This is a genomic window from Aromatoleum evansii (genome assembly GCF_012910805.1).
Classification (GTDB): Bacteria; Pseudomonadota; Gammaproteobacteria; order Burkholderiales; family Rhodocyclaceae; genus Aromatoleum; species Aromatoleum evansii.
The window spans coordinates 1-25,583 of sequence record NZ_WTVK01000038.1 but is presented as its reverse complement, the minus strand read 5'-3'; the positions used below and the strand labels follow the sequence as shown (position 1 = coordinate 25,583).

25 protein-coding genes are annotated in these 25,583 nt (G+C 65.4%); 19 read left to right on the top strand and 6 right to left on the bottom strand.

Annotated elements, in window-relative coordinates; translation table 11 throughout:
• Nucleotides 1–25: 25 nt before the first annotated feature.
• From bzdQ to GO615_RS18385, 18 genes are all read left to right on the top strand, one after another.
• Entirely contained in the window at nt 26–931 is a 906-nt protein-coding gene (bzdQ, locus tag GO615_RS18470; RefSeq protein WP_169130825.1) for a benzoyl-CoA reductase, bzd-type, subunit Q, read from the top strand.
• Between the two features lie 62 nt (nt 932–993).
• Nucleotides 994–1,278: a ferredoxin gene (locus GO615_RS18465; protein ID WP_169130823.1), complete on the top strand. Its 285-nt coding sequence runs from the start codon at nt 994–996 to the stop codon at nt 1,276–1,278.
• 40 nt (nt 1,279–1,318) lie between these two features.
• Nucleotides 1,319–1,618: a hypothetical protein gene (locus tag GO615_RS18460; protein ID WP_246262366.1), complete on the top strand. Its 300-nt coding sequence runs from the start codon at nt 1,319–1,321 to the stop codon at nt 1,616–1,618.
• Between the two features lie 51 nt (nt 1,619–1,669).
• On the top strand, nt 1,670–2,122 hold the full coding sequence (locus tag GO615_RS18455; RefSeq protein ID WP_169130819.1) for a GNAT family N-acetyltransferase: 453 nt from the start codon (nt 1,670–1,672) through the stop codon (nt 2,120–2,122).
• Between the two features lie 30 nt (nt 2,123–2,152).
• Nucleotides 2,153–2,794, top strand: a complete 642-nt coding sequence (locus tag GO615_RS18450) for a CehA/McbA family metallohydrolase (protein ID WP_169130817.1) — start codon at nt 2,153–2,155, stop codon at nt 2,792–2,794.
• A 58-nt stretch (nt 2,795–2,852) separates the two neighbouring features.
• The gene (locus GO615_RS18445) at nt 2,853–5,402 is read left to right on the top strand and encodes an FAD-dependent oxidoreductase (protein ID WP_246262365.1); all 2,550 of its coding nucleotides are present in this window, start codon (nt 2,853–2,855) and stop codon (nt 5,400–5,402) included.
• Nucleotides 5,403–5,414: 12 nt separating this feature from the next.
• A complete protein-coding gene (locus GO615_RS18440) occupies nt 5,415–5,597 on the top strand; it encodes a hypothetical protein (protein ID WP_018991499.1) in 183 nt (60 codons plus the stop codon).
• A 45-nt stretch (nt 5,598–5,642) separates the two neighbouring features.
• Nucleotides 5,643–6,422, top strand: a complete 780-nt coding sequence (locus GO615_RS18435) for an enoyl-CoA hydratase/isomerase family protein (protein ID WP_169130815.1) — start codon at nt 5,643–5,645, stop codon at nt 6,420–6,422.
• A gap of 175 nt (nt 6,423–6,597) precedes the next feature.
• The gene (had, locus tag GO615_RS18430; RefSeq protein WP_169130812.1) at nt 6,598–7,665 is read left to right on the top strand and encodes a 6-hydroxycyclohex-1-ene-1-carbonyl-CoA dehydrogenase; all 1,068 of its coding nucleotides are present in this window, start codon (nt 6,598–6,600) and stop codon (nt 7,663–7,665) included.
• A gap of 35 nt (nt 7,666–7,700) precedes the next feature.
• Complete coding sequence (oah, locus tag GO615_RS18425; protein WP_169130810.1) at nt 7,701–8,831, top strand: 6-oxocyclohex-1-ene-1-carbonyl-CoA hydratase; 1,131 nt, start codon at nt 7,701–7,703, stop codon at nt 8,829–8,831.
• Nucleotides 8,832–8,989: 158 nt separating this feature from the next.
• The gene (locus GO615_RS18420; RefSeq protein ID WP_169130808.1) at nt 8,990–9,736 is read left to right on the top strand and encodes an SDR family NAD(P)-dependent oxidoreductase; all 747 of its coding nucleotides are present in this window, start codon (nt 8,990–8,992) and stop codon (nt 9,734–9,736) included.
• A gap of 49 nt (nt 9,737–9,785) precedes the next feature.
• Nucleotides 9,786–11,387 (top strand): benzoate-CoA ligase family protein, encoded by a 1,602-nt coding sequence (locus GO615_RS18415; RefSeq protein ID WP_169130800.1) that lies wholly within the window; start codon nt 9,786–9,788, stop codon nt 11,385–11,387.
• Nucleotides 11,388–11,450: 63 nt separating this feature from the next.
• A complete protein-coding gene (locus GO615_RS18410) occupies nt 11,451–12,638 on the top strand; it encodes an ABC transporter substrate-binding protein (RefSeq protein ID WP_169130798.1) in 1,188 nt (395 codons plus the stop codon).
• Nucleotides 12,639–12,812: 174 nt separating this feature from the next.
• Nucleotides 12,813–13,679, top strand: a complete 867-nt coding sequence (locus GO615_RS18405) for a branched-chain amino acid ABC transporter permease (RefSeq protein WP_169130796.1) — start codon at nt 12,813–12,815, stop codon at nt 13,677–13,679.
• Nucleotides 13,680–13,681: 2 nt separating this feature from the next.
• Nucleotides 13,682–14,659, top strand: a complete 978-nt coding sequence (locus GO615_RS18400) for a branched-chain amino acid ABC transporter permease (RefSeq protein ID WP_211167221.1) — start codon at nt 13,682–13,684, stop codon at nt 14,657–14,659.
• Nucleotides 14,652–15,413 (top strand): ABC transporter ATP-binding protein, encoded by a 762-nt coding sequence (locus tag GO615_RS18395; protein ID WP_169130794.1) that lies wholly within the window; start codon nt 14,652–14,654, stop codon nt 15,411–15,413. The genes GO615_RS18400 and GO615_RS18395 overlap by 8 nt, the downstream gene beginning before the upstream one ends.
• The gene (locus tag GO615_RS18390) at nt 15,406–16,122 is read left to right on the top strand and encodes an ABC transporter ATP-binding protein (protein WP_169130792.1); all 717 of its coding nucleotides are present in this window, start codon (nt 15,406–15,408) and stop codon (nt 16,120–16,122) included. The genes GO615_RS18395 and GO615_RS18390 overlap by 8 nt, the downstream gene beginning before the upstream one ends.
• Before the next feature lie 73 nt (nt 16,123–16,195).
• A complete protein-coding gene (locus tag GO615_RS18385) occupies nt 16,196–17,554 on the top strand; it encodes an MFS transporter (protein ID WP_169130790.1) in 1,359 nt (452 codons plus the stop codon).
• 71 nt (nt 17,555–17,625) lie between these two features.
• Here GO615_RS18385 and GO615_RS18380 read toward each other — a convergent pair whose 3' ends face one another.
• Genes GO615_RS18380 through GO615_RS18360 form a run of 5 tightly spaced genes read right to left on the bottom strand, consistent with a single transcriptional unit; the run spans nt 17,626 to nt 23,940 of the window.
• Nucleotides 17,626–18,006 carry a hypothetical protein gene (locus GO615_RS18380; RefSeq protein ID WP_169130788.1) on the bottom strand — a complete coding sequence of 127 codons (381 nt, stop codon included), beginning with the start codon at nt 18,004–18,006 and terminating at the stop codon, nt 17,626–17,628.
• Nucleotides 18,007–18,057: 51 nt separating this feature from the next.
• On the bottom strand, nt 18,058–21,177 hold the full coding sequence (locus GO615_RS18375) for an efflux RND transporter permease subunit (protein WP_169130786.1): 3,120 nt from the start codon (nt 21,175–21,177) through the stop codon (nt 18,058–18,060).
• 9 nt (nt 21,178–21,186) lie between these two features.
• Nucleotides 21,187–22,341: an efflux RND transporter periplasmic adaptor subunit gene (locus GO615_RS18370; RefSeq protein WP_169130784.1), complete on the bottom strand. Its 1,155-nt coding sequence runs from the start codon at nt 22,339–22,341 to the stop codon at nt 21,187–21,189.
• 22 nt (nt 22,342–22,363) lie between these two features.
• Nucleotides 22,364–22,924, bottom strand: coding sequence for a hypothetical protein (locus GO615_RS18365; RefSeq protein ID WP_169130782.1), 561 nt, complete (start codon nt 22,922–22,924; stop codon nt 22,364–22,366).
• Nucleotides 22,921–23,940 (bottom strand): TolC family protein, encoded by a 1,020-nt coding sequence (locus GO615_RS18360; RefSeq protein ID WP_246262364.1) that lies wholly within the window; start codon nt 23,938–23,940, stop codon nt 22,921–22,923. The genes GO615_RS18365 and GO615_RS18360 overlap by 4 nt, the downstream gene beginning before the upstream one ends.
• Before the next feature lie 586 nt (nt 23,941–24,526).
• Between GO615_RS18360 and GO615_RS18355 the strand changes: the two genes are divergently transcribed.
• Complete coding sequence (locus GO615_RS18355) at nt 24,527–24,883, top strand: DUF423 domain-containing protein (protein WP_169130778.1); 357 nt, start codon at nt 24,527–24,529, stop codon at nt 24,881–24,883.
• 9 nt (nt 24,884–24,892) lie between these two features.
• Here the strand turns inward: GO615_RS18355 and GO615_RS18350 are convergent, their stop codons facing one another.
• Nucleotides 24,893–25,432 carry a TPM domain-containing protein gene (locus tag GO615_RS18350; protein WP_169130776.1) on the bottom strand — a complete coding sequence of 180 codons (540 nt, stop codon included), beginning with the start codon at nt 25,430–25,432 and terminating at the stop codon, nt 24,893–24,895.
• Between the last annotated feature and the right edge of the window lie 151 nt (nt 25,433–25,583).

The following is a 25,583-nucleotide window of genomic DNA, read 5'->3' as shown; positions in this document are numbered from 1 at the left end:
CAGATACGGATTAAGGAGCGATCAAATGAATGCAGAAGTTGCTGCCGCCACCGCCGCCCCCGAGAAGAAGGAATTCTGGCGCTGGCAGGAAAACACCTGGTACGACGAGACGAAGAACTGGAAGGACGCCAAGATCATCACCTGCGGCATCGACGTCGGCTCGGTGTCCTCGCAGGCGGTGCTGGTCTGTGACGGTGAGCTGTATGGCTACAACAGCATGCGCACCGGCAACAATTCGCCGGACTCGGCCAAGAACGCCCTGCAGGGCATCATGGACAAGATCGGCATGAAGCTCGAGGACATCAACTATGTCGTCGGCACCGGCTACGGCCGGGTGAACGTGCCCTTCGCCCACAAGGCGATCACCGAGATCGCCTGCCATGCCCGCGGCGCGAACTACATGGGTGGCAACAAGGTGCGCACCATCCTGGACATGGGCGGCCAGGACTGCAAGGCCATCCACTGCGATGACAAGGGCAAGGTCACGAACTTCCTGATGAACGACAAGTGCGCAGCCGGTACCGGCCGCGGCATGGAAGTCATCTCCGACCTGATGCAGATCCCCATCGCCGAACTGGGCCCGCGCTCCTTTGACGTCGAGACCGAACCGGAAGCCGTGTCGTCGATCTGCGTGGTGTTCGCGAAGTCCGAGGCGCTGGGCCTGCTGAAGGCCGGCTACACCAAGAACATGGTGATCGCGGCTTACTGCCAGGCGATGGCCGAGCGCGTGGTGAGCCTGCTGGAGCGGATCGGCGTGGAAGAGGGCTTCTTCATCACCGGCGGTATCGCGAAGAACCCGGGCGTCGTGAAGCGCATCGAGCGTCTGCTGGGCATCAAGCAGCTCGAGACCAAGATCGACAGCCAGATCGCCGGCGCGCTGGGTGCTGCGCTGTTCGGCTACACGCTGATGCAGAAGCAGGCCGCCAAGTAATTGGCGCAAGGGCCGCGGCGATCCGCAAGGGCGCCGCGGCACATAGATTCCAGGAGAGGGAAATGATCGCGAACTACGGTTACAAGGACGGTTCCGGCGAGTACTACATCAGCATCGACACGGACAAGTGCATCGACTGTGCCGCGGAACGCGCGTGCCTGAAGGCCTGTCCGCAGCAGATGTTCGAAATCATCACCGACGACTACGACGATGAAGTGGCGTGGGTGAGGAAGGAGAAGACCCGGGCACTGGCCTATGACTGTGCCGAGTGCAAGCCGGCCGGCGGCTACACCAGCCTGCCCTGTACCACTGCCTGCACGCCGGGCGCGATCAAGCATTCCTGGTAAGGAGCAAGCCATGTTCCCGGCGATGACGGAGGGTTCCAAGATGAGCACGAAGAAGACGATCCCGATCAAGCTGGCCGGCTCGGCCACCCGTGAAGAGGACGTCGAGGATCGCCTGTTGCGGGAAGGCTGGAAGCGCCTGACGACGATCGGCGAGCCGCGGCTGTCGGAAATCGCCGAAGCGTACCGGGGCATGGGGTTCGAGGTGCACGTCGAGAGCTACCAGACCGAGGGCGATGGCTGCACGACCTGCCTCGACACCGACCAGGAAATGGGGAAGGTCATCGGCACGGTGTACACCCGCCGCTCGACGAAGCCTCAGCAGGAAGACGAACTGTTCTGAGAGGCGGTGACGCGAACGGACGCGGAACTGCCAACCAAAGGAGATAGGTAAATGTCTGACCAGAAGCGTGTGATGCGGGTGCTGAAGAAGGAAGACCTGAACGCGATCGTCGAGATCGACGCGGCAGGCTCCAAGCAAAACCGTCGCGAGTACTACGAGCGGAAGCTGGAAGGGGTGCTCAATCCGCAGCACAACATCAACTCCTCCCTGGTGTGCGAGATCGACGGCAAGATCGCCGGCTTCGTGATGGGCGACGTGTATTTCGGCGAGTTCGGCATCCCCGAGTCGACCGCGACGATCGACACCATCGGCGTCGATCCGCGCTTCCAGAACCGCGGCGTGGCGAGCGAGCTGCTCGACCAGTTCATGATGAACATGAAGGCGGCGGGCGTGAAGAAGGTCTACACGCTGGTGAACTGGGACGACTTCGCGCTGGAGAAGTTCTTCTCGCGCCAGCGCTTCGCGCCGTCCAAGCGCATCAACCTCGAGTACACCGTTTCCTGAGCGGCCAGGCCGGCGCGCGGAGTCCGTCCGATGTGGATCGATTGCCATTGCCATACCAAGTACTCCTACGACAACTGGCTGGAGCCGGTGGATCTGATCCGCCGCGCCAAGGAGCTGGGACTCGACGGGGTGTGCATCACCGAGCATTACTCGTACGAAGCTTCGCTGCCGGTTGAGCAGGTGGGGCGCGACGAGGGTTTCCTGGTGCTGCGCGGGGTGGAGATCGCAACCGATCGCGGACACATGCTGGCGTACGGTATGCAGGATGACGGCTGGAACATCTGGGGGCGCGACAACTACCTCCCGATCAACGAAGTCATCGAGCATATCAACAGCATCGGCGGAATCTGCGTGCCGGCCCATCCGTTCCGCGAGGTCGGGGTCGCGAGCCTGCTGCACGGGCTGCTGGACATCACCGGGATCGCTGCCGTGGAAACCCATAACGGCGGCAATCTCGACAGCGACAACGATCTGGCAATCAGTGCCGCTCGCCACATGGCCCTGCCAGCGCTGGGCGGCAGCGATTGCCACAAGACGATTGCAGTCGGGCGGTGCGCGACGAAGTTCTCGCAGCCCGTCACCGACATGGCGAGTTTCATCGCCGCTGTGCGCGCGGGAGCCTGCCAGGGGAGTTACTACCCGGGCTATCTGCAGCTTGCGCAGGCGGCGTAAGAAACGGCTTGGACCGGGCAAACGCTAAGCCCGGAGCAAAACAGAGGACGAGAGAGACATGGAAGCCGTACAGACATCGGAAATCAGGTGGTGGAAGGCGAGCAAGCCGGCCGGCATGGCCGAGTTCGGCGCGCCCGTGAAGCTGAGCATCGACGGCGTTGAGGTCGAGGCGCCCGCCGGCGCGTCGGTCCTGAATGCCGCCACCGCCGCAGGCCTCTACATTCCGGCCCTGTGTGCGCACCCCGATCTGCCGCCCGCCGGCCAGCGTGGGGCGGGAGAGGGCGGCTGCAATCTCTGTATGGTCGAGATCGACGGTGTTGATGGCGTTGTGAAGGCCTGTTCGACGACCGTCACGGCCGGCATGGTCGTGACGACCAAGTCGCCGGCGATCCAGGAAGTGCGCCAGGCCAGCCTCGCCAAGATCCTCGGCCCGCATCCCCATGTCTGCCTGACCTGTCCGCAGCGCGACGGCTGTTCGCGCTCGCAGTGCTCCTACGGCAACCCGCAGGAAACGCGCTGCTGCACGATCTTCTCGTCCTGTGAGCTGCGCAAGGTCTCCGACTACATCGGCATCCCGAACACGACGCCGCCGTACAAGCCCGCGCAGCTGCCGGTCGTGCTCGACGAGCCCTTCTTCGACCGCGACTACAACCTGTGCATCGACTGCCGCCGCTGCCTGGTCGCCTGTAATGACGTGCGCGGGGTGGGCTGTCTCGAGGTCAAGGAAGTCGAGACGCCGCAGGGCAAGCGCACCTATGTCGGCACGATCGCGCCGACGCTGATCGAATCCGGCTGTACCTTCTGCCAGGCCTGTGTGACCGTTTGCCCGACCGGCGCGCTGATGGACCGCACGCTCGACCCTGCCAAACGCGAGGAGTCGATGGTGCCGTGCAAGAACGCCTGTCCGGCGGGTATCGACGTGCCGCGCTACGTGCAGCTCGCCGCCGAAGGCAAGTACGGCGAGGCGATCGCGGTAGTGCGCGAACGGCTTCCCTTCCCGGGCATCCTCGGTCGCGCCTGTTTCGCGATGTGTGAATCGGCCTGCCGCCGCAAGGACCTGGACGATCCGCTGTCGATCCGCAACCTGAAGCGCATCGCCGCGGACAACGACACGGGGGTCTGGCGCGAGCATGCGAAGAAGCTGCCGGCGACCGGCAAGAAGGCCGCGGTGATCGGCGCCGGCCCGGCCGGCCTGACGGTCGCGTACTACCTCGCCAAGCAGGGCCATGGTGTCACGGTGTTCGACGCACAGCCGGCCGCAGGCGGCATGGCGCGCTACGGCATCCCGTCCTACCGCGTGCCGGCCGAAGTGATCGACAACGAGGTTGCCGAAGTGTCGGCGTTGGGCGTCGAGTTCCGCTTCGGTGCGAAGGTCGAGAACGTCGATACGCTCTTCAATGACGGCTATGGCGCCGTGTTCGTCGGCATCGGCGCGCAGGGCGGCGACAAGCTGGGCATCCCCGGCGACGACCTGCCGGGCGTGGTCGACAGCCCGACCTACCTCAAGGCCGTGACGATGGGCCTCGTGAATACCCCTGAGGGCATCCAGACCGGCAAGAAGGTCGCGGTGATCGGCGGCGGCAACGTCGCGACCGACAACGCGCGTTCATCGCGCCGCTTCGGCGCCGAGGTCGACATGGTGTACCGCCGCACCCGCGAGGAGATGCCGGCACGCCTGGAGGAGTTCGAGGGCTGCGTGGAGGAGGGCGTGAATATCCGCTACCTGCTCGCGCCGAAGAAGATCGAGCCGGGCACCAACGGTTTCCGCCTGCAGATCACCTACGCGAAGATGGCGCTGGGCGAGCCCGACGCATCCGGTCGCCGCAAGCCGGTCGAGACCGGCGAGGAAGTCGTCGAGGGCGTGGATCTGGTGATCGCCGCGATCGGCCAGTTCCCGAACCGCTTCGAAGGTTTCGGCGTCGAGACCGATCGCAAGGGCCGCATCACGGTGCGCGAGGATTCGATGCTGACGAGCCGGCCCAAGGTGTATGCCGGCGGCGATTGCGTGCTCGGACCTTCGACGCTGATCGAGTCGGTCGCGCAGGGACGTGTGGCGGCGTCCGCGATGGACATCGTGCTCGGCGGCGACGGCGACATCTCCGAAGTGCTGCTGCGCACCGGCTGGGAGACCAACCCGTGCATCGGCCGCAAGGAAGGCTTCAACAAGATCCGCAAGTTCCATCCGATCATGCTGGCGCCCGAGCAGCGCACGGGCTGGGACGAGGTGGAACTGGGCTTCGACGATGCGACGGCGCGTGCGGAGGCGGCTCGCTGCTTCAAGTGCAACCTGGCGCCGAAGATCGCCGACGCGATCCTGCCCCCGGAGTCCTCACTGAAGTTCGACGAAGCGACGATCGCGTCCGTGCCGACCGAGTCGGGCGTGTTCCAGCTGCTCGATGGCGACAAGAACGTGCTGATGATCAAAGGCGTGGAGAACCTGCGCGAGGGCTTGATGGAGCAGCTCGAGCGCGGCGGCGACGCAACGAATTTCGTGTTCGAGGAGGCGGCGCTCTTCACGTCCCGCGAGAGCCAGATGATCCAGGCCTACCTGCAGCAGTACGGGAAGATGCCGGGCGGAGGGTCCGACGAACTCGACGACCTGTTCTGATCGGGGGCGGACATGGGACAGGTCATCGATTTCTGGTCGGCGGAGGAAGTCCGCCCGGCCATCAAGCCCGAGGCCAAGTGCCGGTGCACCAATTGCGGTGCAGACCTGTGGCACATCCGCTGCGACGGCGAAGTGTGCTGTGCGGATTGCGATGCGGTCTGCCCGTACCGGCTGCAGATGAAGAACGAGAACTGAAGTACGAAAGCGCGCAGAGCGAACGAGAACGAGGAGAGACACGAGATGAGTAGTGCGCAATTCCAGTTCATCACCTATGGCGTGGCCGACGGCCTGGCAACGCTGACGATCAACCGCCCGCCGTTCAACGTCCTCGACATCCCGACGATGGAGGAGATGAATGTCGCGCTGGACCGGTGCCTCGCCGACAACAGCGTGAAGCTGCTGATGATCACCGGCGCGGGCGAGAAGGCCTTCTCGGCCGGCGTCGAGGTCGCGGACCATACGCCGGACAAGGTCGATCGGATGATCGAAGTCTTCCACGGCATCTTCCGCCGCATGCAGCAGCTGCAGATCCCGACGCTCGCCGCGGTGAATGGCGTCGCGCTGGGCGGCGGCATGGAAGTGGCGATCGCGTGCGACATGCTGGTCGCGGCGTCGAACGCGAAGTTTGGCCAGCCGGAGATCAAATTGGCGGTATTCCCGCCGATCGCCGCAGTGCTGCTGCCGCGCCTGGTGCCGCCGGCCCGTGCGCTGGAGCTGCTGCTCGGTGGCGAGAACATCGGCGCGGACGAGGCGAAGGCGATCGGGCTGGTGAACCGCGTGTTCGCGAAGGAGACCTTCGCCGCCGACGTGCAGACCTTCGTGGCCCCCTTCATGGGGCTGAGCCGTGCCGCGCTCGCCAGCACCCGCAAGACCATTCGTGCCGTGGCCGATAAGCCCTTCGGCGCGGCGCTCGACACCGCAGAGAACATCTATCTGAAGGAACTGATGAACACCGACGACGCGAAGGAGGGGCTGGCTGCCTTCCTGGAGAAGCGGAAGCCGGTGTGGCGGAACAGCTGACGGGCGCTTGTGCCTGCGACCCGCCCCCCGCCGAGGGGTGTTCCGCGCCTCGTTGGCGCAAGCGGACGCCTCGGCACGAAACACCCCCCGTCGGGGGGCTGCTGCCGGCGGATGCCGTGAGCCGAGCCTGTAGTGAAGGTTGTGAAGATCCGAAATCAAGAGTGGGAGACGAAGCGTGATTCCTGAATTCATCGATACCTGGCAGATGACCGAACCGGGCAAGCTGCAGAAGACCCGCGTGCCGATGCCCGAGCTGGGGCCTGGCGACGTGGTGGTGAAGATCGCCGGCTGCGGCGTGTGCCACACCGACCTGTCGTACTTCTACATGGGCGTGCCGACGGTACAGAAGCCCCCGCTGTCGCTCGGCCACGAGATCTCGGGCACGGTGATCGGCGGCGAAGCGTCGATGATCGGCAAGGAAGTGATCGTTCCGGCCGTCATCCCCTGTGGCGAGTGCGAGCTGTGCAACACGGGTCGCGGCAACCGCTGTCTGTCGCAGAAGATGCCGGGCAACTCGATGGGCATCTACGGCGGGTATTCGAGCCACATCGTCGCGCAGTCCAAGTACCTGTGCGTGGTCGAGAACCGCGGCGGCACCCCGCTCGAGCATCTCGCGGTGGTCGCGGATGCGGTGACGACCCCCTACCAGGCTGCCGTGCGCGCCGACCTGAAGAAGGACGACCTCGTGATCGTCATCGGCGCTGCGGGCGGCGTGGGCAGCTTCATGGTGCAGACCGCCAAGGGTATGGGCGCGAAGGCCGTCATCGGCATCGACATCAACGAGGAAAAACTCGTGATGATGAAGGACTTCGGTGCCGACTTCGTCATCAACCCGAAGGACAAGAGCGCGAAGGACATCAAGGAGCTCTTCAAGGGCTTTTGCAAGGAGCGCGGCCTGCCGTCGAACTACGGTTGGAAGATCTTCGAGGTCACCGGCAGCAAGCCCGGCCAGGAGCTGGCGCTGTCGCTGCTGTCCTTCACCGGCAAGCTCGTCATCGTCGGCTACGGCACGGCGGAGACGACCTACATGCTCTCCAAGCTGATGGCTTTCGATGCCGAGATCATCGGCACCTGGGGCTGCCCGCCGGACCGCTACGCCGCCGTGCGCGACATGTGCCTCGACGGGCGCATCAAGCTCGGCCCCTTCGTCGAAACCCGCCCGATGAGCCAGATCGAACAGGTGTTCGACGAGGCGCACCACGGCAAGCTCAAGCGTCGCGTCATCCTGACGCCCGATTTCTGATTAAACGCAACACTGCATATAACAGGAGACATCTCATGTCACTCGACTGGCTGCGCCGCGACAACCACATCAAGGATCACGCCCTGCTCGGAGAAGAGCATTTCGGCACCGAAGCGCCTTCGGTGATTTTCGAGAAGCGCCCGGTGACCGATCCCCAGGGCAACCAGGTTCCCGGCCTGTACTCGGCCTGGATCACCCTGAACAACCCGACGCAGTACAACTCCTACACCACCGAGATGGTCAAGGCAGTGATCGCGGGCTTCCAGCGCGCGTCGTCGGACCGCTCGGTCGTCGCCGCCGTGTTCACCGCAGTCGGTGACAAGGCATTCTGCACCGGCGGCAACACCGCCGAGTACGCCGCCTACTACTCGAAGCGCCCGAACGAATACGGCGAGTACATGGACCTGTTCAACGCCATGGTCGATGGCATCCTGAACTGCAAGAAGCCGGTGATCTGCCGCGTGAATGGCATGCGCGTCGGCGGCGGCCAGGAAATCGGCATGGCGACGGACCTGACGATCACGTCCGACATGGCGGTGTTCGGCCAGGCCGGCCCGAAGCACGGCAGCGCGCCGGACGGCGGTTCGACCGACTTCCTGCCGTGGATGCTGAACATGGAAGACGCTATGTACAACTGCATCTCGTGCGAGCCGTGGAGCGCGTACAAGATGAAGGCCAAGAACCTCGTCACGAAGGTCGTGCCGGTGCTGAAGAAGGACGGCCAGTGGGTGCGCAACCCGCTCGTGCGCACCGATGCGTACGTCGATGACGGCGAGCTGGTGTACGGCGAGCCGGTCTCCCCGGAGCAGGCCAAGGCGGCGAAGGAGCTGATCGCCCAATGCACGACCGATTTCTCGAAGCTCGATGAAGCGGTCAATGCGCTGGTGTGGAAGTTCACGAACCTCTTCCCGCACTGCCTGGTGAAGACGATCGAGGGCATCCGCGGCAAGAAGAAGTTCTTCTGGGACCAGCTCAAGGTCGCCAACCGCCACTGGCTGGCTGCGAACATGAACCACGAGGCCTACCTCGGCTTCACGGCGTTCGACAGCAAGAAGCAGACGGGCAAGGACGTCATCGACTTCATCAAGTACCGTCAACTGATCGCCGAAGGCGCGATGTTCGACGAGAACTTCGCCGAGCAGGTGCTGGGCAAACCGAAGGCCTGACGCACCGCGCTTCAAACAGTTTCATAAGGTCTCTCCCTTCCCGGGGTGGTGGACGCGGCATCGGCCGCTTCTTCCCACCCCGGCCTTTTCGCAACCGGGGGGAGCATTTGCAGTTCACCGGCGGCTGGTTGGTCGCCGCGCAGTTGAAGGGGACTCGCATGCAGTTGAAGGACAAGGTTGCAGTGGTGACGGGCGCAGGGCAGGGCATCGGCGCGGCCGTTGCAAGGGCTTACGCGCGAGAGGGCGCGAAGGTCGCGGTGATCGATATCGATCAGGCGACCGCGGACCGTATGGCCGGACAGATCGTCGAGGCCGGCGGACAGGCGATCGGTGTGGCGTGCAACGTCGCGGATCGCGATCACGTCGAGGCGATGGCAGCCAAGGTGAATGCCGAATGGGGCCGCATCGACATCCTCGTCAATAACGCCGGCATCACGCGCACGGCGATGCTCAACAAGATGACGCCCGAGCAGTGGAACCAGGTGCTGGCCGTCCATCTCACCGGTGCGTTCAACTGTCTGCAGGCAGTGGTCGGCGGCATGATCGAGCGTCAGTACGGCCGCATCATCTACGTGACCTCCACCGCCGGCGTGCTCGGCACGATCGGCCAGATCAACTACAGCGCCGCGAAGGCCGGCGTGCTCGGCATGACCAAGAGCACGGCGAAGGAGCTCGCGCGCTACGGCATCACCGCGAACGCGATCGCACCGGGAGCGGCAACGCCGATGACCGAGACGATCCGCACCGATGAGCGCTTCAAGGAAAAGTACCTCGACCGGATTCCCCTCGGACGCTGGGCCGAGCCGGAGGAGATCACGCCGGTGTTCGTGTTCTTCGCCTCCGATGCGTCGAGCTATGTGACCGGACAGATCCTGGCGGCCGATGGCGGAATGACGATCCACTGAAAGATCCGCAGCGGCACGCCGGCAAGAACCATAAGGAGAGGAGGAGCAAATGGCAGAACTCAGCGTCGCGGATCACAGTGTCAGCCCTCCGCGCATCACCATCCCGCGCGAGTACAACGCCGCCCACGACCTGATCGAGCGCAACCTGCGCGCGGGGCGCGGTGGCAAGACGGCAGTGATCGACCATGCGGGAAGCTATACCTACGCACAGCTTGCCGAACGCGTCGATCGCTTCGCGCACGCACTCGGGGAACTTGGCATCAGGATGGAAGAGCGGGTGTTGCTATGCCTGCTCGACACGATCGACTTTCCGACCGCCTTCCTCGGCTGTATCAAGGCCGGCGTCGTGCCGATCCCCGTTAATACGCTTCTGACGGCCTCCGATTACACCTACATGCTGCGTGACAGCCGTGCGCGTGGCCTGGTGGTTTCCTCGGCCCTGTTGCCGGCCTTCTCGAACGCGATCGAAGCCAGCCCCTTCATCAAGAACGTCATGGTCTCGGGCGGCGATGCAGGCACGCGCGGCGGGCATCTGGATTTCGCGGAACTGATCGCCTCGCCGCGTCCGCCCTACGAGGCAGCCCAGACCTGCTGCGACGATCCGTGTTTCTGGCTGTATTCGTCGGGCTCCACCGGCGCGCCCAAGGGGACGGTGCACCTGCACTCGAGCCTGATCCACACCGCGGAGCTGTATGCGAAGCCGATCCTGGGCGTGCGCGAGGACGACGTCGTCTTCTCGGCCGCGAAGCTGTTCTTCGCCTACGGCCTGGGCAACGGCCTGACCTTCCCCCTCTCGGCTGGTGCCACGGCCGTGCTGATGGCCGAACGGCCGACGCCGGATGCGGTGTTCCGCGTGCTGCGGGAGCACCAGCCGACGATCTACTGCGGGGTGCCGACGCTCTATGCTTCCATGCTCGCGAGTCCCGCGCTTCCCGGGCGCGAGGAGCTGTCGATCCGCCGTTGCGCCTCCGCCGGCGAGGCCCTGCCGGCCGAAGTCGGAAATCGCTGGACCGAGCATTTCGGCGTCGAGATCCTCGACGGACTCGGTTCCACCGAGATGCTGCACATCTTCCTCTCGAACAGGGCCGGCGATGTCCATTACGGCACCAGCGGCAAGCCGGTGCCGGGGTATGAGCTGCGCCTGATCGGGGATGACGGCGAGGAAGTCGCACCCGGCGAGGCCGGCGAACTCCAGGTGCGCGGCCCCACCAGCGCGGCGCTGTACTGGAACAACCGCACGAAAAGCCGCGAAACCTTCGTCGGTCAATGGACGCGCAGCGGTGACAAGTACAGCCAGGACGCTGACGGCAACTACGTGTACGCCGGGCGCAACGACGACATGCTCAAGGTCGGCGGCATTTACGTGTCGCCGATCGAGGTCGAATCGGCACTCATCACCCACGCTGCAGTGCTCGAAGCGGCCGTGGTCGGAAAGGCGGACGATGATGGCCTGATCAAGCCGCTGGCCTTTGTCGTGCTGAAACCCGGTCGGATGCCCGCGGCCGAGCTGGCGGACGAGCTCAAGCTCCATGTCAAGAGCAAGCTCGCTCCATACAAGTATCCCCGCTGGCTGGAATTCGTCGACGAGTTGCCGAAGACGGCCACCGGAAAGATCCAGCGATTCAAGCTGCGTTCGCTGTCAGGGGCGTAGATCCCGCGCGAAAACGACACAACCAGAGCCGCTTGAGCGGCCTCACCAAAGGAGGAGTGTGTAATGGAGCAAGGATTCAATCGCCGTCGTTTCCTGCTGTCCACTGCCGGTATCGCGGGGGGCCTCGCCCTTCCCGGAGCACCACTGTTCGCCCAGAGCGCCAACAAGATTCGTGTCGGCTTGATGCTGCCGTACACGGGAACCTACGCGGCACTGGGAAATGCGATCACCAATGGGTTCAAACTCGCCGTGGAGCAGGGCGGGGGCAAGCTCGGTGGGCGCGAGATCGAGTACTTCACCGTCGATGACGAGTCGGATGCCGCGAAGGCGCCCGAGAACGCCAACAAGCTGATCAAGCGCGACAACGTCGACGTCCTCATCGGCACCGTGCACTCGGGCGTGGCGCTGGCCATGACGCGCGTCGCGCGCGAGACCAAGACGCTGCTGATCATTCCGAACGCCGGCGCCGACGAGATCACGGGACCGCTGTGCGCGCCCAACATCTTCCGCACCTCCTTCTCCGCGTGGCAGCCCGCCTACGCGATGGGGCAGGTGATGGCCGAGAGGAAGCACAAGAACGTCGTCACCCTGAGCTGGAAATACTCCTTCGGCGAGCAGTCGGTCGCGGGCTTCAAGGAGGCTTTCGAGAAGGCGGGCGGCAAGGTCGTGAAGGAAATGTACCTGCCCTTCCCGAACGTCGAATTCCAGCCCTACCTGACCGAAATCGCTGCGCTCAAGCCCGACGCCGTGTTCGTGTTCTTCGCGGGTGGTGGAGCGGTCAAGTTCGTGAAGGACTACGACGCGGCCGGACTCAAGAAGACCATCCCGTTGTACGGCTCAGGCTTCCTCACCGACGGCACGCTGGAGGCGCAGGGCGATTCCGCCGAAGGCATCCTGACCACCTTGCATTACGCGGACGGGCTCGACATCGCGAAGGACAAGGCCTTCCGTACGGCCTACGCGATGGCGTTCAAGATGCAGCCGGACGTGTATGCCGTGCAGGGCTATGACGCGGCCCAGCTCTTCGCGGCGGGCCTGGCCGGGGTCGGTGGCGACGTCACGAAGCGCGAGGCGCTGATCGCGGCGATGGAGAAGGCGACGGTCGACAGCCCCCGCGGACGCTTCACGCTGTCGAAGGCGCACAACCCGGTGCAGGACATCTATCTCCGCAAGGTGGAGGCGAAGCAGAACAAGCTTGTTTCGGTCGCCGCGAAGGCACTGGCCGATCCGGCGCGCGGCTGCCGGATGTAACCCAGGTCGCCTGCCCCGGCGGGGAATGTGCGGGTGTGCGTCAGGCGCGCCCCCGCGCAGCGCAAGCCCCGCCGGCGCGGCACCACTGCTTCGGCAGGCGATCGCCATCATCGGCGAACGCCCGCTCCGCTTCACCTTCACTCGGGCGCGAACGGTGCCCGGAGGGATACGGCGATGGATTTCTCGACCTTCCTGATCCAGCTGCTGAACTCGCTTCAATACGGGCTGCTGCTGTTCCTGGTTGCCAGCGGACTCACGCTGATCTTCGGAATCATGGGCATCATCAACCTCGCCCATGGCAGCTTCTACATGATGGGCGCCTACATGGCGTTCTCGCTCACCGCCCTCTCGGGCAACCTCCTCGTCGCGATCGTGGTGGGGATCGCGCTCAGCGTGCTGATCGGATTCCTGCTGGAATGGGCGCTGTTCAGCAGGCTCTATAAGCGCGACCACCTCGACCAGGTCCTCCTCACCTATGGCCTGATCCTGATCTTCGAGGAGCTGCGCAGCCTGATCGTCGGCGACGATGTGCACGGCGTACCGATCCCCGAACTCCTCTCGGCCTCGATCCAGCTCAGCGAGACGCTGAGCTATCCGGTGTATCGGCTGTTCATGTCCGCCGTCTGCATCCTGCTTGCGATCGTGATGTACTGGCTGATTCGCTACACGCGCCTCGGGATGATGATCCGCGCGGGCAGTTCGAACCGCGAAATGGTGCAGGCGCTGGGCATCAACATCGACCTGATCTACCGCATCGTGTTCGGACTCGGCGTCACCCTCGCAGCGTTCGCCGGGATGCTCGCGGCACCGGTGTCCTCGGTCTATCCCGGCATGGGCAATCAGGTGCTCATCATCTGCTTCGTGGTCGTCGTGATCGGCGGCGTGGGGTCCGTATGGGGGGCGCTGGTGGCGGCGCTGCTGATCGGCCTGGCCGACACTTTCGGCAAGGTGATCGCGCCCGATTATGCCGGCCTTGCCGTGTATGTACTGATGGCCGCGGTGCTGCTGTGGCGGCCCGAAGGCATCTTCCGGAGGATCTGACCATGCCGCTGCCTGCAAGGAAGAAGCGCAACTACCTGCCGCTCGTGCTGCTGGTGCTGGCACTGTTCCCAATGTTCGGCTCGGGCTACTACAACGAGCTGATCGCAAAGATCATGATCATGACGATCTTCGCGATGAGCCTGGACCTGCTGGTCGGTTTCACCGGGCTTGTCAGCTTCGGCCACGCGGCGTTCTTCGGTGTGGCCGCCTACAGCGTGGTGCTGCTGTCGCCGAAGTACGATCCGGCAAATCTGTGGCTGGTGCTGCCCGCGGCCGTATTCACCGGCGCTGCGGTCGCCTTTGTCGTGGGGCTCTTCGTGCTGCGCACGAAGGGGATCTACTTCATCATGGTCACGCTCGCCTTCGCGCAGATGATCTATTTCGTGTTTCACGACACGCCGCTGGGCGGGGGCTCGGACGGGGCCTTCCTCAACGTGAAGCCGGAGCTGCGCATCGGGGAAACGGTGCTGCTGGACCTCAACGAGCCGATGCAGTTCTACTACATCGTGCTTGCCTTCCTGGTCGTCGCCTACGTGTTCCTGCGCGTCCTCCTGCGTTCGCCGCTCGGGCACGCGCTGGCGGGCATCCGCAGCAACGAGCACCGCATGCTGTCGCTGGGGTTTCCGGTATTCCTGTACAAGCTCGCCGGCTTCGTGACGGCGGGCGGAATCGCCGGGCTTGCCGGTTTCTTCTCCGCCTGCCAGTACGGCTTCGTTACTCCGGAAATCCTCTCCTGGCACCAGTCGGGCAATGTGCTGCTGATGGTGATCCTGGGTGGCATGGGCACGCTCAACGGCGCCGCGATCGGAGCCTTCGCCTTCGTCGTGCTGCAGGAGCTGTTCTCCGCGCTGACGAAGCACTGGCAGCTGCTGATGGGGGCCGTCATCGTGACCGTGGTGATGGTGCTGCCGGGCGGGCTCTCGAGCCTGCCGCAACGCCTCAAGGGCTTGCTGATCGGCGGAGGCAACCGAAATGGCTGAGCTCGTTCTCTCGGCGCGCGGGATGTCGCGCCGCTTCGGCGGTCTGTACGCCAACCGCGATGTCTCGCTGGACATGCACAAGGGCATGCTGCACGCCGTGCTGGGGCCGAACGGCGCGGGCAAGTCGACGCTGATCAACCTGCTGTCCGGCGACCTGCCCCCGTCGGCGGGGCAGATCCTCTACCGCGGCCAGGACATCTCGGGCTGGAGTCCGGACAAGCGTTCGCGTGCCGGCATCGGCCGCAGCTACCAGCGCACCAATATCTTTCCAGCCTTCACGGTATTCGAGAACTGTCGCCTTGCCGCACAGTCGCGGGCACCGCGGGCGCTGCGCGTCTTCTCGAAAGCCGTATCGTTCGCCGACCTGTGCGACGCTGCCGACCGCGCCATCGAGCAGGCCGGCCTTGCCGCGCGGCGCGACGCGGTCGCGGCGACCCTCAGTCATGGCGAACAGCGCCAGCTGGAAATCGCGATGGTGCTCGCGACCTCGCCTTCGGTGCTGCTGCTCGACGAGCCCCTTGCAGGCATGGGCCCCGAGGAATCGCAGTCGATGGTCGCACTGCTCAAGAAGCTCACGCCGGATCACGCCATCCTGCTCGTCGAGCACGACATGGATGCGGTCTTTGCGGTCGCCGACGTGATCACGGTGATGGTGACGGGGCAGGTGCTCGAAAGCGGCCCCCCGGAGCAGATCCGCGACAGCGTAGCCGTTCAGGAAGCCTACCTGGGTGAAGGGGAGCCGGGCGATGAGTGATGTACTCCTGGAAGCGGAAGGGCTGCATACCTTCTACGGCAGCAGCCACATTCTGCACGGCATCGATTTCCGCATCAGCCGCGGCGAGACGGTCGGCCTGATGGGGCGCAACGGCATGGGCAAGAGCACGCTGATCCGCAGCATGCTCGGTCACGTGCGCCCGCGCCACGGCCGCGTCGCGGTGCGCGGCAAGACGATGACCGGCGCGCGGCCCTATCTCATCGCACGCAAGGGCATCGCCTACGTGCCCGAGGGCAGGGGCATCTTTCCGAACCTCACCGTGCGCGAGAACCTAGTCATGGGCGCAAAACCGGGAGTGGACGGCCGTCGCGACTGGACCTACCAGCGCGTACTCGACACCTTCCCGCGGCTGGGCGAACGGCTCAACAACGGCGGCAACCAGCTCTCGGGGGGCGAGCAGCAGATGCTGACGATCGGTCGCGCGCTGATGACGAACCCGGATCTGCTGATCCTCGACGAGGCCACCGAGGGCCTGGCCCCGCTGATCGCCAAGGAGATCTGGTACATCATCCGCCAGATTCGCGCCACCGGCATCGCCACCATCGTCATCGACAAGAACCAAGCGGCAGTCACGTCAATCTCCGATCGCAACGTCATCCTCGTGAAGGGCAAGGTCGCCCACGAGGCCAGCAGCGCCGAACTGCGCGCGAATCCGGAACTGCTGCACAAACATCTGGGCGTGAGCTGATCGCCCATCACCGAACTGCGCGACTCCGCGAGGAGTCTTGCGGTATTAAAACGATATCTGGAGACACGGCGGCATGAGAAACATCGATGTACATAAGCTGATTGACGGAGCGAAGTTCAATCGCTTCCACTGGCAGGTGCTGTTCTGGTGTGCCCTGATCATCATCTTCGACGGCTACGACCTCGTGATCTACGGCGTCGTGCTGCCGGTGCTGATGAAGGAGTGGGGACTGACGCCGATCCAGGCCGGGACGCTCGGCAGCTATGCCTTGTTCGGCATGATGTTCGGCGCACTGATCTTCGGCCCGATGTCCGACCGTTTCGGACGCAAGAAGGTAATCGCGTTATGCGTGATCCTCTTCAGCCTGTTCACCTTCCTCAACGGCTTCGCACGCGACGTCACCGAGTTCGCGGTCTGTCGTTTCCTGGCGGGCTTGGGGATAGGGGGGGTGATGCCCAACGTTGTCGCCCTGATGACCGAGTATTCGCCGAAGAAGCTGCGCACCACGCTGGTCGCGATCATGTTCAGCGGTTACTCGGTGGGCGGCATGCTGTCGGCGGGACTGGGCATGTACCTGATCCCGGCGTACGGCTGGTCCTCGGTGTTCTTCGTCGCGGGGCTGCCGCTGCTGTTGCTGCCCGCGATCCTGTATCTGCTGCCGGAATCGATCGGTTTCCTGCTGCATGCCAAGCGCGATCAAGAAGCGGCCATCCTGTTGTCACGCGTCGAAGGAAGCTTCGTTCCGCAGCCTGGCGACCGCTATGACTTCCCGACCGGCAAGACCGGTCACGTCCCGCTGGTGGCGCTGTTCAAGCACGGCCGCGCACTCAGCACGGTGATGTTCTGGCTGGCCTTCTTCATGTGCCTGCTGATGGTCTATGCGCTGGCATCGTGGCTGCCCAAGCTGATGACGCAGGCAGGCTACGGTCTCGGCTCCAGCCTGTCCTTCCTGCTGGTGCTGAACCTCGGAGCGATATTCGGTGCGGTGGGAGGCGGCGTCGTGGCGGATCGCCTGCACCTGAAGACGGTGCTGATGATCTTCTTCGTGATCGGCTCGGTGTCGATCAGCCTGCTCGGCTACAAGAGCCCCACCTCGGTGCTGTACGTGCTCGTCGCGCTTGCCGGAGCGACCACCATCGGTTCCCAGATCCTGCTGTACGCGTATGCGGCGCAGTTCTATCCGATGGCGATCCGCTCGACCGGCATCGGCTGGGCCTCGGGCGTAGGCCGCAGCGGCGCGATCCTCGGCCCGATTGTCGGCGGCACGTTGCTCGCCATGGCGATGCCGCTGCACTTCAACTTTCTGTTCTTCGCGATTCCCGGAGCGATCGCAGCGTTCGCGGTGTCGCTGATCGCGCGCAATGCGCTGCATGCGCCCGACGAGGAGGAGCCGCTCGCCTTCGCCGGGGAAATCGGTGTCGTGACAGAGTAAGACCGTGACGAGCGCCCGCCCGGGATCGGTGCGGGCGCCTTCGGTCGCGGACCAGGGCTCCGGACGAGCCTTTACTTGACCGTAAACCGGGCCGTTGCGGGCGCCTTTCCGGCAAGAGTGACCACAGCCACGGCCTTTGTGCCGGAAGCGACCTTGTGCAATCCCTTGGCCTCGAACTTGTTGTCGCCGGCGGGGGCAAGGGTGGCTTCGGATTTTTCGCTGCCGTTCAGCAGGGTGAGCTTCGCGCTGCCGCCGGTGGTGTCGACCTTCCTGCCGTGATCGTCGAGATACAGCGTCAGGGTTTCGGGCGTCGCGACCAGCTCATACACGACCTCCTTGACCTCGACCACGGCACCGCCGTGCTTGGGCGTCAGGTCGTGACCCGCGCCGGCAAAGGCGGCGGGGGCGGACAGGATGGCGAGGGCTGCGGCGAGGGCCTTGAGGGATTTCATCGGTTTCTCCTTTGATTGCTATGCTGGGGTGGATCAAGGCGGCAGTATTGCTCAGTATGCCTCTCCGCCCGATTCGGCAACGAGGCGCTCAAGGGGCTTGCGCCCGAAGATCCAGACCATTGCGGGCGTCACGAAAGTGTCGAGCAGCGTCGAGCTGATCAGGCCCGAGAAGATCACCACCGCAACAGGATGAAGAATCTCGGTTCCGGGCTGTTCGGCCTCGAACAGCAGCGGCGCGAGGGCGAAGGCGGCGACGAGCGCCGTCATCAGCACGGGCGTCAAGCGCTCGAGCGATCCGCGCACGAGCATGCGGCGTCCGAACCTCTCATCCTCGAATGCGCACAGGTTGATGTAGTGGCTGATCTTGAGGATGCCGTTGCGCGTGGAGATGCCTGCGAGCGTGATGAAGCCGATCAGGGCGGCAACCGACAAGGGTTGGCCCGACAACCACAGGCCGATCACCGAACCGACCAGCGCGAGCGGGATATTGGCCATGATCATCAGCGCGAGCGCGGTGCTCTTGTACCGGCTGTACAGCACGAGGAAGACCATCGCGGCGGAGATCAGGGACAACAAGCCGATCAGTCGGCTGGATTCCTCCTGCGCTTCGAACTGGCCACCCAGGTCGATGAAATAGCCTTCAGGCAGTGGCGTGTCGGCGATGACCTTGCGGATATCGACGATGACGTCCGACAGGGGGCGCTGCGACGCGTTGGCGGAGAGCACGATGCGGCGCTTGCCGTCGTCGCGGGCGATCTGGTTGGGGCCGTCGGATTCGTCGATGTGCGCGAGCTTGGACAGGGGAACTCGCCCGCCCGGCGTATCGATCAGGACGTTGGCGAGGCCGTCGACCGAGCGCGCAGCGTCCGGCAGGCGCAGCACGAGGTTGAAGCGACGGTTGCCTTCGATGACCTGCGTGATGCGCTCGCCGTCGACGAGCATCTTCAATTCTTCCAGCAACTTCGATGGCGGCAGGCCATAGGCTTCGGCGGCGTCGAAGTCGACGCGCACCTTGATCTGGGGCGTGAGCACCTGCTTCTCGATCTCGAGATCCGCTAGGCCCTTGATGCCGGCGAGGCGGCCGCGCAGGGCATCGGCCTGCGCGCGCAGCGTGTCGAGGTCGTCGCCGAACACCTTGATCGCGATCTGCGCGCGCACGCCCGAGAGCAGGTGGTCGATGCGATGACTGATCGGCTGGCCGATGCCGATCGCCGCCGGCAGGCTCGCGAGGCGTTGGCGGATGTCCGCATACACGGCCTCGAGCGGGCGTTCCCCGGCGCGCAGCGCGATGTCCAGTTCTGACGAATGCACGCCTTCGGCATGTTCGTCCATTTCGGCCCGGCCGGAGCGGCGGCCCACATGGACCACCTCCGGCACTTCACGGATGAGGTGCTCGGCCTGCGTCGCGATGCGCACCGACTCGGTGAGCGTGGTGCCGGGGTTCAGGCGCAGGCCGACTAGCACCGTGCCTTCGTTGAAGGGTGGCAGGAAGGTCGTCGGGAAGTAGGGCACCAGTGCCAGCGCGGCGGCCACCGCAACGGCCGCGGCCGCCAGCAGCACGCGGGCGTGATCGAAGCTCCACTCCAGCGCCGCCGCATAGCGGCGCTTGAGCCACTGGACTAGCCGCGTGTCGCCGTGGTCCAGGCTCTTCATGCGCGGTAACAGGTAATAGGCCATGACCGGCGTGAGGGTCACGGACACCAGCATCGAGGCAAGGATGGAGGTGATGTAGGCGACGCCCAGCGGCATGAACAGGCGGCCTTCTATACCGGGTAGCGCGAACAAGGGCACGAACACCAGCACGATGATGAAGGTCGCGTAGACAATCGCGGAGCGCACCTCCAGCGTCGCCTTGCCGATCAGTTCGAGGGGGTTCAAGCGGGCGTGGCCCTCGGCGCCGCGCTGGCGTTCCTGCTTGAGCCGGCGCAGCACGTTCTCGACGCCGACGACCGCGTCATCCACGAGTTCGCCGATCGCGATCGCCAGCCCACCCAGCGTCATGGTGTTGATCGACATGCCGAAGTAGCGGAACACCAGCACCGTCGTGAGGATTGAGGCCGGGATCGCGACGAGCGAGATCAGCGTCGTGCGCAGGTTGGCGAGGAAGAGATAGAGCACGACCGCGACGATCGCCGACGCGGCGACGAGCTTGCCTTGCAGGTTGCCGATCGAGGACTCGATGAAATTGGCCTGGCGGAAGGTCACGCGCGGCGCGTCCATCCCCGCGGGCAGCGATTTCTTCAGCTCGTCGAGCGCGGTTTCAATCTCGCGCGTGAGCTTCACGGTGTCGGCGTCAGGCTGCTTCTGCACCGACAGGATCACCGCCGGCTGGCCGTTGAAGCCGGCGTCGCCGCGCTTGATCGCGGGCGCGAAGCTCACAGCGGCGACCTGCTTGAGCAGGATGCTGCGGCCGTCGCGGGCGGCGACCGGCAGGCGCTCGAGGTCCGCCAGTCGCGTGGTGTGGCCGATGTGGCGGATCAGGTATTCGCGCGCATTGAGTTCAAGGAAGCCGCCGCTGGTGTTGGCGGAAAAGCCCTTCAGCGCGCCGGCGATGTCGTCGATGGTGACACCGAGTGCGGCCATGCGAGCGGTGTCGGGCTGCACCTGGTACTGGCGCACCTCGCCGCCGATGGGAATCACCTGGGCGACGCCGGGAACCGACAGCAGGCGCGGGCGCAGCACGAAGTCGGCATATTCGCGCGTCGCCATCGGGTCGATCTTCGCGGGGTCGATGGGTATCGCGATCAGCAGGATCTCGCCCATGATCGAGCTGATCGGCCCCATCGCGGCGTGCTCGATGCCCGGCGGAAGCTGGTCGCGCACCGTGGTGAAGCGTTCGTTCACCATCTGCCGCGCGCGGTAGATATCCACGCCCCAGTCGAAGCTCACATATACGAAAGCCAGACCGACCGAGGACACGGAGCGCACCGCGCTCACGCCGGGCAGGCCGCTCATCGAGACTTCGAGCGGGATGGTGATGAGCTGCTCGACCTCTTCGGGCGCCATGCCTCCGGCTTCGATCTGCAGTGTGACCTGAGGGCGGTTGAGGTCGGGGAAGACGTCGACCGGCGTCCGCACGAGGGTGAGACCACCGTAGAGCATCATCACGGCGGCGAGGGCGAGCGCCAGCAGGCGGTTGCGCAGGGACTGATTGACGAGCCAGTCGAACATGGATCGCCCTCAGCGTACCTGGTTGACGAGGGCGGCGCCCTGCACGACGACCCGGTCGCCAGCGGCTAGACCGTCGGTGATGGTGACGGTCGCGCCATCGAGCGGGCGGTGCCGCACGGTGCGCGGCACGAAACGCTCGGCAGAGGTGTGCACCCAGACGATCTCCTGATTCGCGGGATTCTTGACCAGAGCCGCTCCGGGTACGGGGATGCCGGTAATCTGTTCGCGCGTCTGCACCACGACCTGGAGCGGCTGCCCGACCGAGAGAGGCGGCGCCGTGCCCTCGACGGTTCGGAACAGTACCGGCAGGCTCTGTTCGCGCAGCGCCCGGCCGGCGCCGACCCAGGCGAGCGGAAAGGCCGTCTGGCCGCCATCGACCGAGGCCGAGGCCTGCGCGACGCCGTTCGCCTGGGTGGCGTCGTGCGCTATCGCTTCGACCTGGAGGCGGGCCGGATCGACGATCTCGAACAGCACTTCGCGTGCCTCCACGACCTGGCCGGCGACGACATTGCTTGCGGCGATGACGCCCGACACGGGGGTGACGAGCGCCTCGGGGGTGCTCAGGCTGCTTCCGACCGCGGCGAGCTGTTCGTCCAGGCTGCGAACTTCGGCCTGCGCGGCCTCGATCTCCTTGCGCGGTACGCTGCCTTCCAGCTCCTGCAGGCGGGCGAGCTGCTTCTTCGCAATTTCCAGGCTGGCGCGCAACTCGGCGGCCTGTGCGCGCTGGCCGGCGCGCTCGATGGGATTGGCCGACGGGCGTACGCGCGCGAGCACTTCTCCCTTGCGCACGGCCTGGCCGAGTACCGGCAGCCCGCGCGGGCCGGCTTCGATGCGGCCATCGATGGTCGGCTGCACCCTGCCGCCGGCGTTTGGATCCATGACGACCTTGCCGACCCATTGCCAGGTCCGCGGAAGGGATTGTGTCTCGGCGACGACCGTGCGGATACCCAACTGGCGCTGCGACAGCTTGGGCAGGAACACCGAACCGTCGGGCAGGCGCTTGGGCGCATCGGGATTGGTCACCACAGGTGCTTCATCGTGATCGTGGCCGCCATCGTGGCCTGGCCCAGCGAAGGACGGTGCGGCGAAGACGAGGGTGAGGATAGCGAGAATCTGGCGGGACGTCGTCGCACGGCCGTGCGCGGGGCGGGGAACGTTCTTCATGGTCTTTCCGGGAGGGCGGTTCTCATGACGCCGGGCGGCGGCGACGCAGGCCGAGGGCGAGTGCGATGACGGCGGCGGCGCTGCCGGCCCCCCACCACAGTGCGGTCGAGGGACGAGGCGCGCCGGCGGAGGGCGTCGCCTCGACTTGCGGCACGACGAGATCCGCCGCGAGCAGGTCGATCTCCTCGCCGGCAGTGATGGTGAGCGTGACCGGATAGCTCCCCGGGGCGGCAAACGGCTCGGAAGTGAAGCGATACACCTGGCGCTCGGGGACGTATTCCCCGAGCGCCTTGAAACTGCCCGATTCGAGTTCGATCTGTGCGTCGGACACGGGTTCGTTGCTTGCGTAGCGGTCGAGCGCGAGCGTCAAGGCACCACGCGAAACGACACCGACCACTTCGAACAACTCCGAGTGCGTCTCGAAGCGCGGAACCGCCGGGCCGGCCCCAACGGGCGCGGCCTCGTCATGCTCGTGTCCGCCCTCGTGCCCGGGGCCGGCGAAGACGGCCGTCGCGAAAACGACGGTGCCGGCCAGCGCGAACGATCGCAGGTGCCGTGTGAAGGGATGGGATACAGGGATCATGGAAGCAGTCCGTAGGCTTGTTTCAGTCGGGACGCCGCTCGGCCGGAGTCGAGGCGCGCGCGGCTGAGAGCGAGATCGGCGTCGTATGCCTCGCTTTCGGCACGCAGGCGCGCGGGGAGGTCGATCTGCCCGAGTTCGAAGGCCTTCGCGAGGAGTTGCCGGCTGTCGGCGGCAAGACGCGCCCGCTCGGCGGCAAAGGCCTCTGCCTGTTGCGCCTGCTCCACTTCGGCGCGGGCCGCCTCGGCTTCCGCACGCAGGCGCTCGCGCTGCTGCGTGGCCGTCGTCTCGGCCTCAATCACTTCCGCGTTCGCAGCGCCGATCAGCGGGCGGTTGCGTGCTTCCGAACCGAAGGGCACACGCACACCGACACTGGTCGTGTTCGCGTAGTGCTCGCCGAATTCGCCGCGTTCGCGTTTGACGCCCAGGATCAGCTCCGGGTGGTCGCGCGTCGCGGTGCTCGCCTCGTGCAGTCGGGCGCGTGCGAGGTCCGCCGCCGCGCGAGCCGCAATCAACAGCGGGTGCGCGTCGAGTTCGGCGCTTGCGGGGGGCGACTCCGTATCCCCGGGAATCGGCGCGTTTCCCGTAAGCGCCGCATAGAGCCGCTGTTCGCGCTGCACGCGCGCCACCGCGTCGGCCAGCGCGACCCTGGCGATCAGCACCGACGCCCGTGCGTTGTTGGCGTCGACGCGAGCCAGGTCGCCGGCGCGAACACGGCGTTCGACATCCGCGGCGAGCGCTTCCGCGTCTGCCACCCGTCGCTCGTTCGCCTCGACCTCGGTGTGGGTAAGTCGCAGCTTCCAGATGGCCTCGCGCACCTCGCCGGCAACGCCGAGGCGGGCGGCGGTGAGCTCGCCTTCGAGCACCGTTGCTTCCGCTTCGGCTGTCGCCGCTCCGGCGGCACGTACGCCTGGCGTGCGCAGCGGCACTTCGAGCTCGGCTTCGACTTCGCGCGCTCCGTCGTTACGGTTCAGGCGATCGGTCGTGTGCAGCAGAGTGAGACTCGGCGGGGTCGCCATCCAGCCATCCGCCGCACTGCGTCTTGCCTGCGCAAGTTCCCGCCGTGCTCCGGTCGCACGCGATGCGGCGCTGCGCTCCCATGCGGCTGCGACGACCGAACGGATCGTCACTGAGCCATCGCTTTCGGGGCTGGGATCCGGCTGTGCGGCGGCCAACGACGACCAAAGCAGGATTGCACCGAGCGTGCCCCAGCGCATGAGATTCAGTGGGCGTCGGGAGTGCGAACCGGGGGAGAAAGGGGAATGCAATGGCATCACGGCAGGGCGAACGCGGCCGTTCCGCGCAGGCGTGGATCTGAGGGGCGATCATGATTGCCGGGCACAAACGGGACCCTGACGGCCAAATTACATTTTTGTAAGCTGTATCCGAATCCCGTATCGGTGCGTCAGGGCGTTTGTCGATGCCGGCAATCCGCAATACGACGCCACTCTTCGTGATTCGAGAGCAGCCCGCCACGCACAGGGCATTGCGCCGACGATGAGGCCGGCAGACACTATCGGCCTCCGGAGCGTTCGATGTCCGCGCATCGGTCCCTCTTCAGCCGCGCGGTGCGTGCCGTGCGGAAAACCGACTCATCACGGAACCATGAATCGATTCATTCTGATCGCGGGAAGCCTGCTCGCAGGGCTCGGGGTAGCGCTCGGGGCCTTCGGCGCCCATGGTCTGCGCAATGTGCTCGGCGCTGCCGAGCTCGGGTGGTGGAATACCGCAGTGCAATACCAGATGTGGCACGCGACCGGCCTGCTTGCGCTCGGCGCCTGGCGGCTGCCGAACACGGGCCTTGCCGCGGTCCTGCTGGTGCTCGGCACGGTCGTCTTTTCGGGCAGCCTCTACGTGATGGCGCTGAGCGGCTGGCGAATGCTGGGGATGATCACCCCGATTGGCGGCACGTTGATGATTGCCGGCTGGCTGCTTCTCGCGTGGCGGGCTCTGCGCGGATAGGTACGCCGTTCAGCGCACCACGGGTTGGTTCGGCAACTGGTTTGCACGCTCGCCGCCTTCGCCACCGGCTTCCACAGCGGGAAAAGCCGCGCGCAGCACCGCATTCACTGCGTCGATCGTGCGCTCCAAGCCTTCCGCGTAGCGGCCGGTGCGAAATTCCGGGGTGGCCTCGTCGACCATGCGCTGCCACTCGGCTGCGCCCACGGTCCGTGCCACGGCGCGGTCGGCCACGATCTCGATGCGGTGCTCGGCGAGTTGCAGGTAGATCAGGACGCCGTTGTTGAGTTCGGTATCCCACACGCGCAGTTTTCCGAACAGGGTCACCGCCCGTTCGCGCACGACCGCGGCGATCGGAGCCCCCCTCACATGGCGCCACAGATAGCTCAACGGTAGACTTGCCTCCACGCACAGGCAGATCTCTCCCGTGTGCTGCCGTTCGCTGTCGCGCACGCGCACCTCCAGGCGCTGCATCGCGTCCGGCCCGATGGCCCGTCGGGCGTCGCCGGCGTCCAGCCAAAGGTGACGGAACAGGCGGGGGAGGGCGCTCATCGCTGCCCCTCCGTGATGGCGTTCATTCTCGCTACCATCGCCCCGACGCGCCTCCGCCGCCAAAACTGCCGCCTCCGCCCGAACCGAAACCGCCTCCGCCAAAGCCGCCGCCAAACCCCGTCCCTTATACACATCTGACGCTGCCGACGAA

Coding starts and splice junctions, on each gene's coding strand:
- GO615_RS18445 (WP_246262365.1), top strand. CDS start 2,853: ATGGAAGCCGTACAGACATCGGAAATCAGGTGGTGGAAGGCGAGCAAG.
- GO615_RS18400 (WP_211167221.1), top strand. CDS start 13,682: ATGCCGCTGCCTGCAAGGAAGAAGCGCAACTACCTGCCGCTCGTGCTG.
- GO615_RS18350 (WP_169130776.1), bottom strand. CDS start 25,432: ATGAGCGCCCTCCCCCGCCTGTTCCGTCACCTTTGGCTGGACGCCGGC.
- GO615_RS18390 (WP_169130792.1), top strand. CDS start 15,406: ATGAGTGATGTACTCCTGGAAGCGGAAGGGCTGCATACCTTCTACGGC.
- GO615_RS18440 (WP_018991499.1), top strand. CDS start 5,415: ATGGGACAGGTCATCGATTTCTGGTCGGCGGAGGAAGTCCGCCCGGCC.
- GO615_RS18465 (WP_169130823.1), top strand. CDS start 994: ATGATCGCGAACTACGGTTACAAGGACGGTTCCGGCGAGTACTACATC.
- GO615_RS18455 (WP_169130819.1), top strand. CDS start 1,670: ATGTCTGACCAGAAGCGTGTGATGCGGGTGCTGAAGAAGGAAGACCTG.
- GO615_RS18460 (WP_246262366.1), top strand. CDS start 1,319: ATGAGCACGAAGAAGACGATCCCGATCAAGCTGGCCGGCTCGGCCACC.
- GO615_RS18355 (WP_169130778.1), top strand. CDS start 24,527: ATGAATCGATTCATTCTGATCGCGGGAAGCCTGCTCGCAGGGCTCGGG.
- GO615_RS18415 (WP_169130800.1), top strand. CDS start 9,786: ATGGCAGAACTCAGCGTCGCGGATCACAGTGTCAGCCCTCCGCGCATC.
- GO615_RS18420 (WP_169130808.1), top strand. CDS start 8,990: ATGCAGTTGAAGGACAAGGTTGCAGTGGTGACGGGCGCAGGGCAGGGC.
- GO615_RS18365 (WP_169130782.1), bottom strand. CDS start 22,924: ATGATCCCTGTATCCCATCCCTTCACACGGCACCTGCGATCGTTCGCG.
- bzdQ (WP_169130825.1), top strand. CDS start 26: ATGAATGCAGAAGTTGCTGCCGCCACCGCCGCCCCCGAGAAGAAGGAA.
- GO615_RS18450 (WP_169130817.1), top strand. CDS start 2,153: ATGTGGATCGATTGCCATTGCCATACCAAGTACTCCTACGACAACTGG.
- GO615_RS18385 (WP_169130790.1), top strand. CDS start 16,196: ATGAGAAACATCGATGTACATAAGCTGATTGACGGAGCGAAGTTCAAT.
- GO615_RS18410 (WP_169130798.1), top strand. CDS start 11,451: ATGGAGCAAGGATTCAATCGCCGTCGTTTCCTGCTGTCCACTGCCGGT.
- GO615_RS18380 (WP_169130788.1), bottom strand. CDS start 18,006: ATGAAATCCCTCAAGGCCCTCGCCGCAGCCCTCGCCATCCTGTCCGCC.
- GO615_RS18360 (WP_246262364.1), bottom strand. CDS start 23,940: ATGGCGACCCCGCCGAGTCTCACTCTGCTGCACACGACCGATCGCCTG.
- GO615_RS18395 (WP_169130794.1), top strand. CDS start 14,652: ATGGCTGAGCTCGTTCTCTCGGCGCGCGGGATGTCGCGCCGCTTCGGC.
- oah (WP_169130810.1), top strand. CDS start 7,701: ATGTCACTCGACTGGCTGCGCCGCGACAACCACATCAAGGATCACGCC.
- GO615_RS18405 (WP_169130796.1), top strand. CDS start 12,813: ATGGATTTCTCGACCTTCCTGATCCAGCTGCTGAACTCGCTTCAATAC.
- GO615_RS18370 (WP_169130784.1), bottom strand. CDS start 22,341: ATGAAGAACGTTCCCCGCCCCGCGCACGGCCGTGCGACGACGTCCCGC.
- GO615_RS18375 (WP_169130786.1), bottom strand. CDS start 21,177: ATGTTCGACTGGCTCGTCAATCAGTCCCTGCGCAACCGCCTGCTGGCG.
- GO615_RS18435 (WP_169130815.1), top strand. CDS start 5,643: ATGAGTAGTGCGCAATTCCAGTTCATCACCTATGGCGTGGCCGACGGC.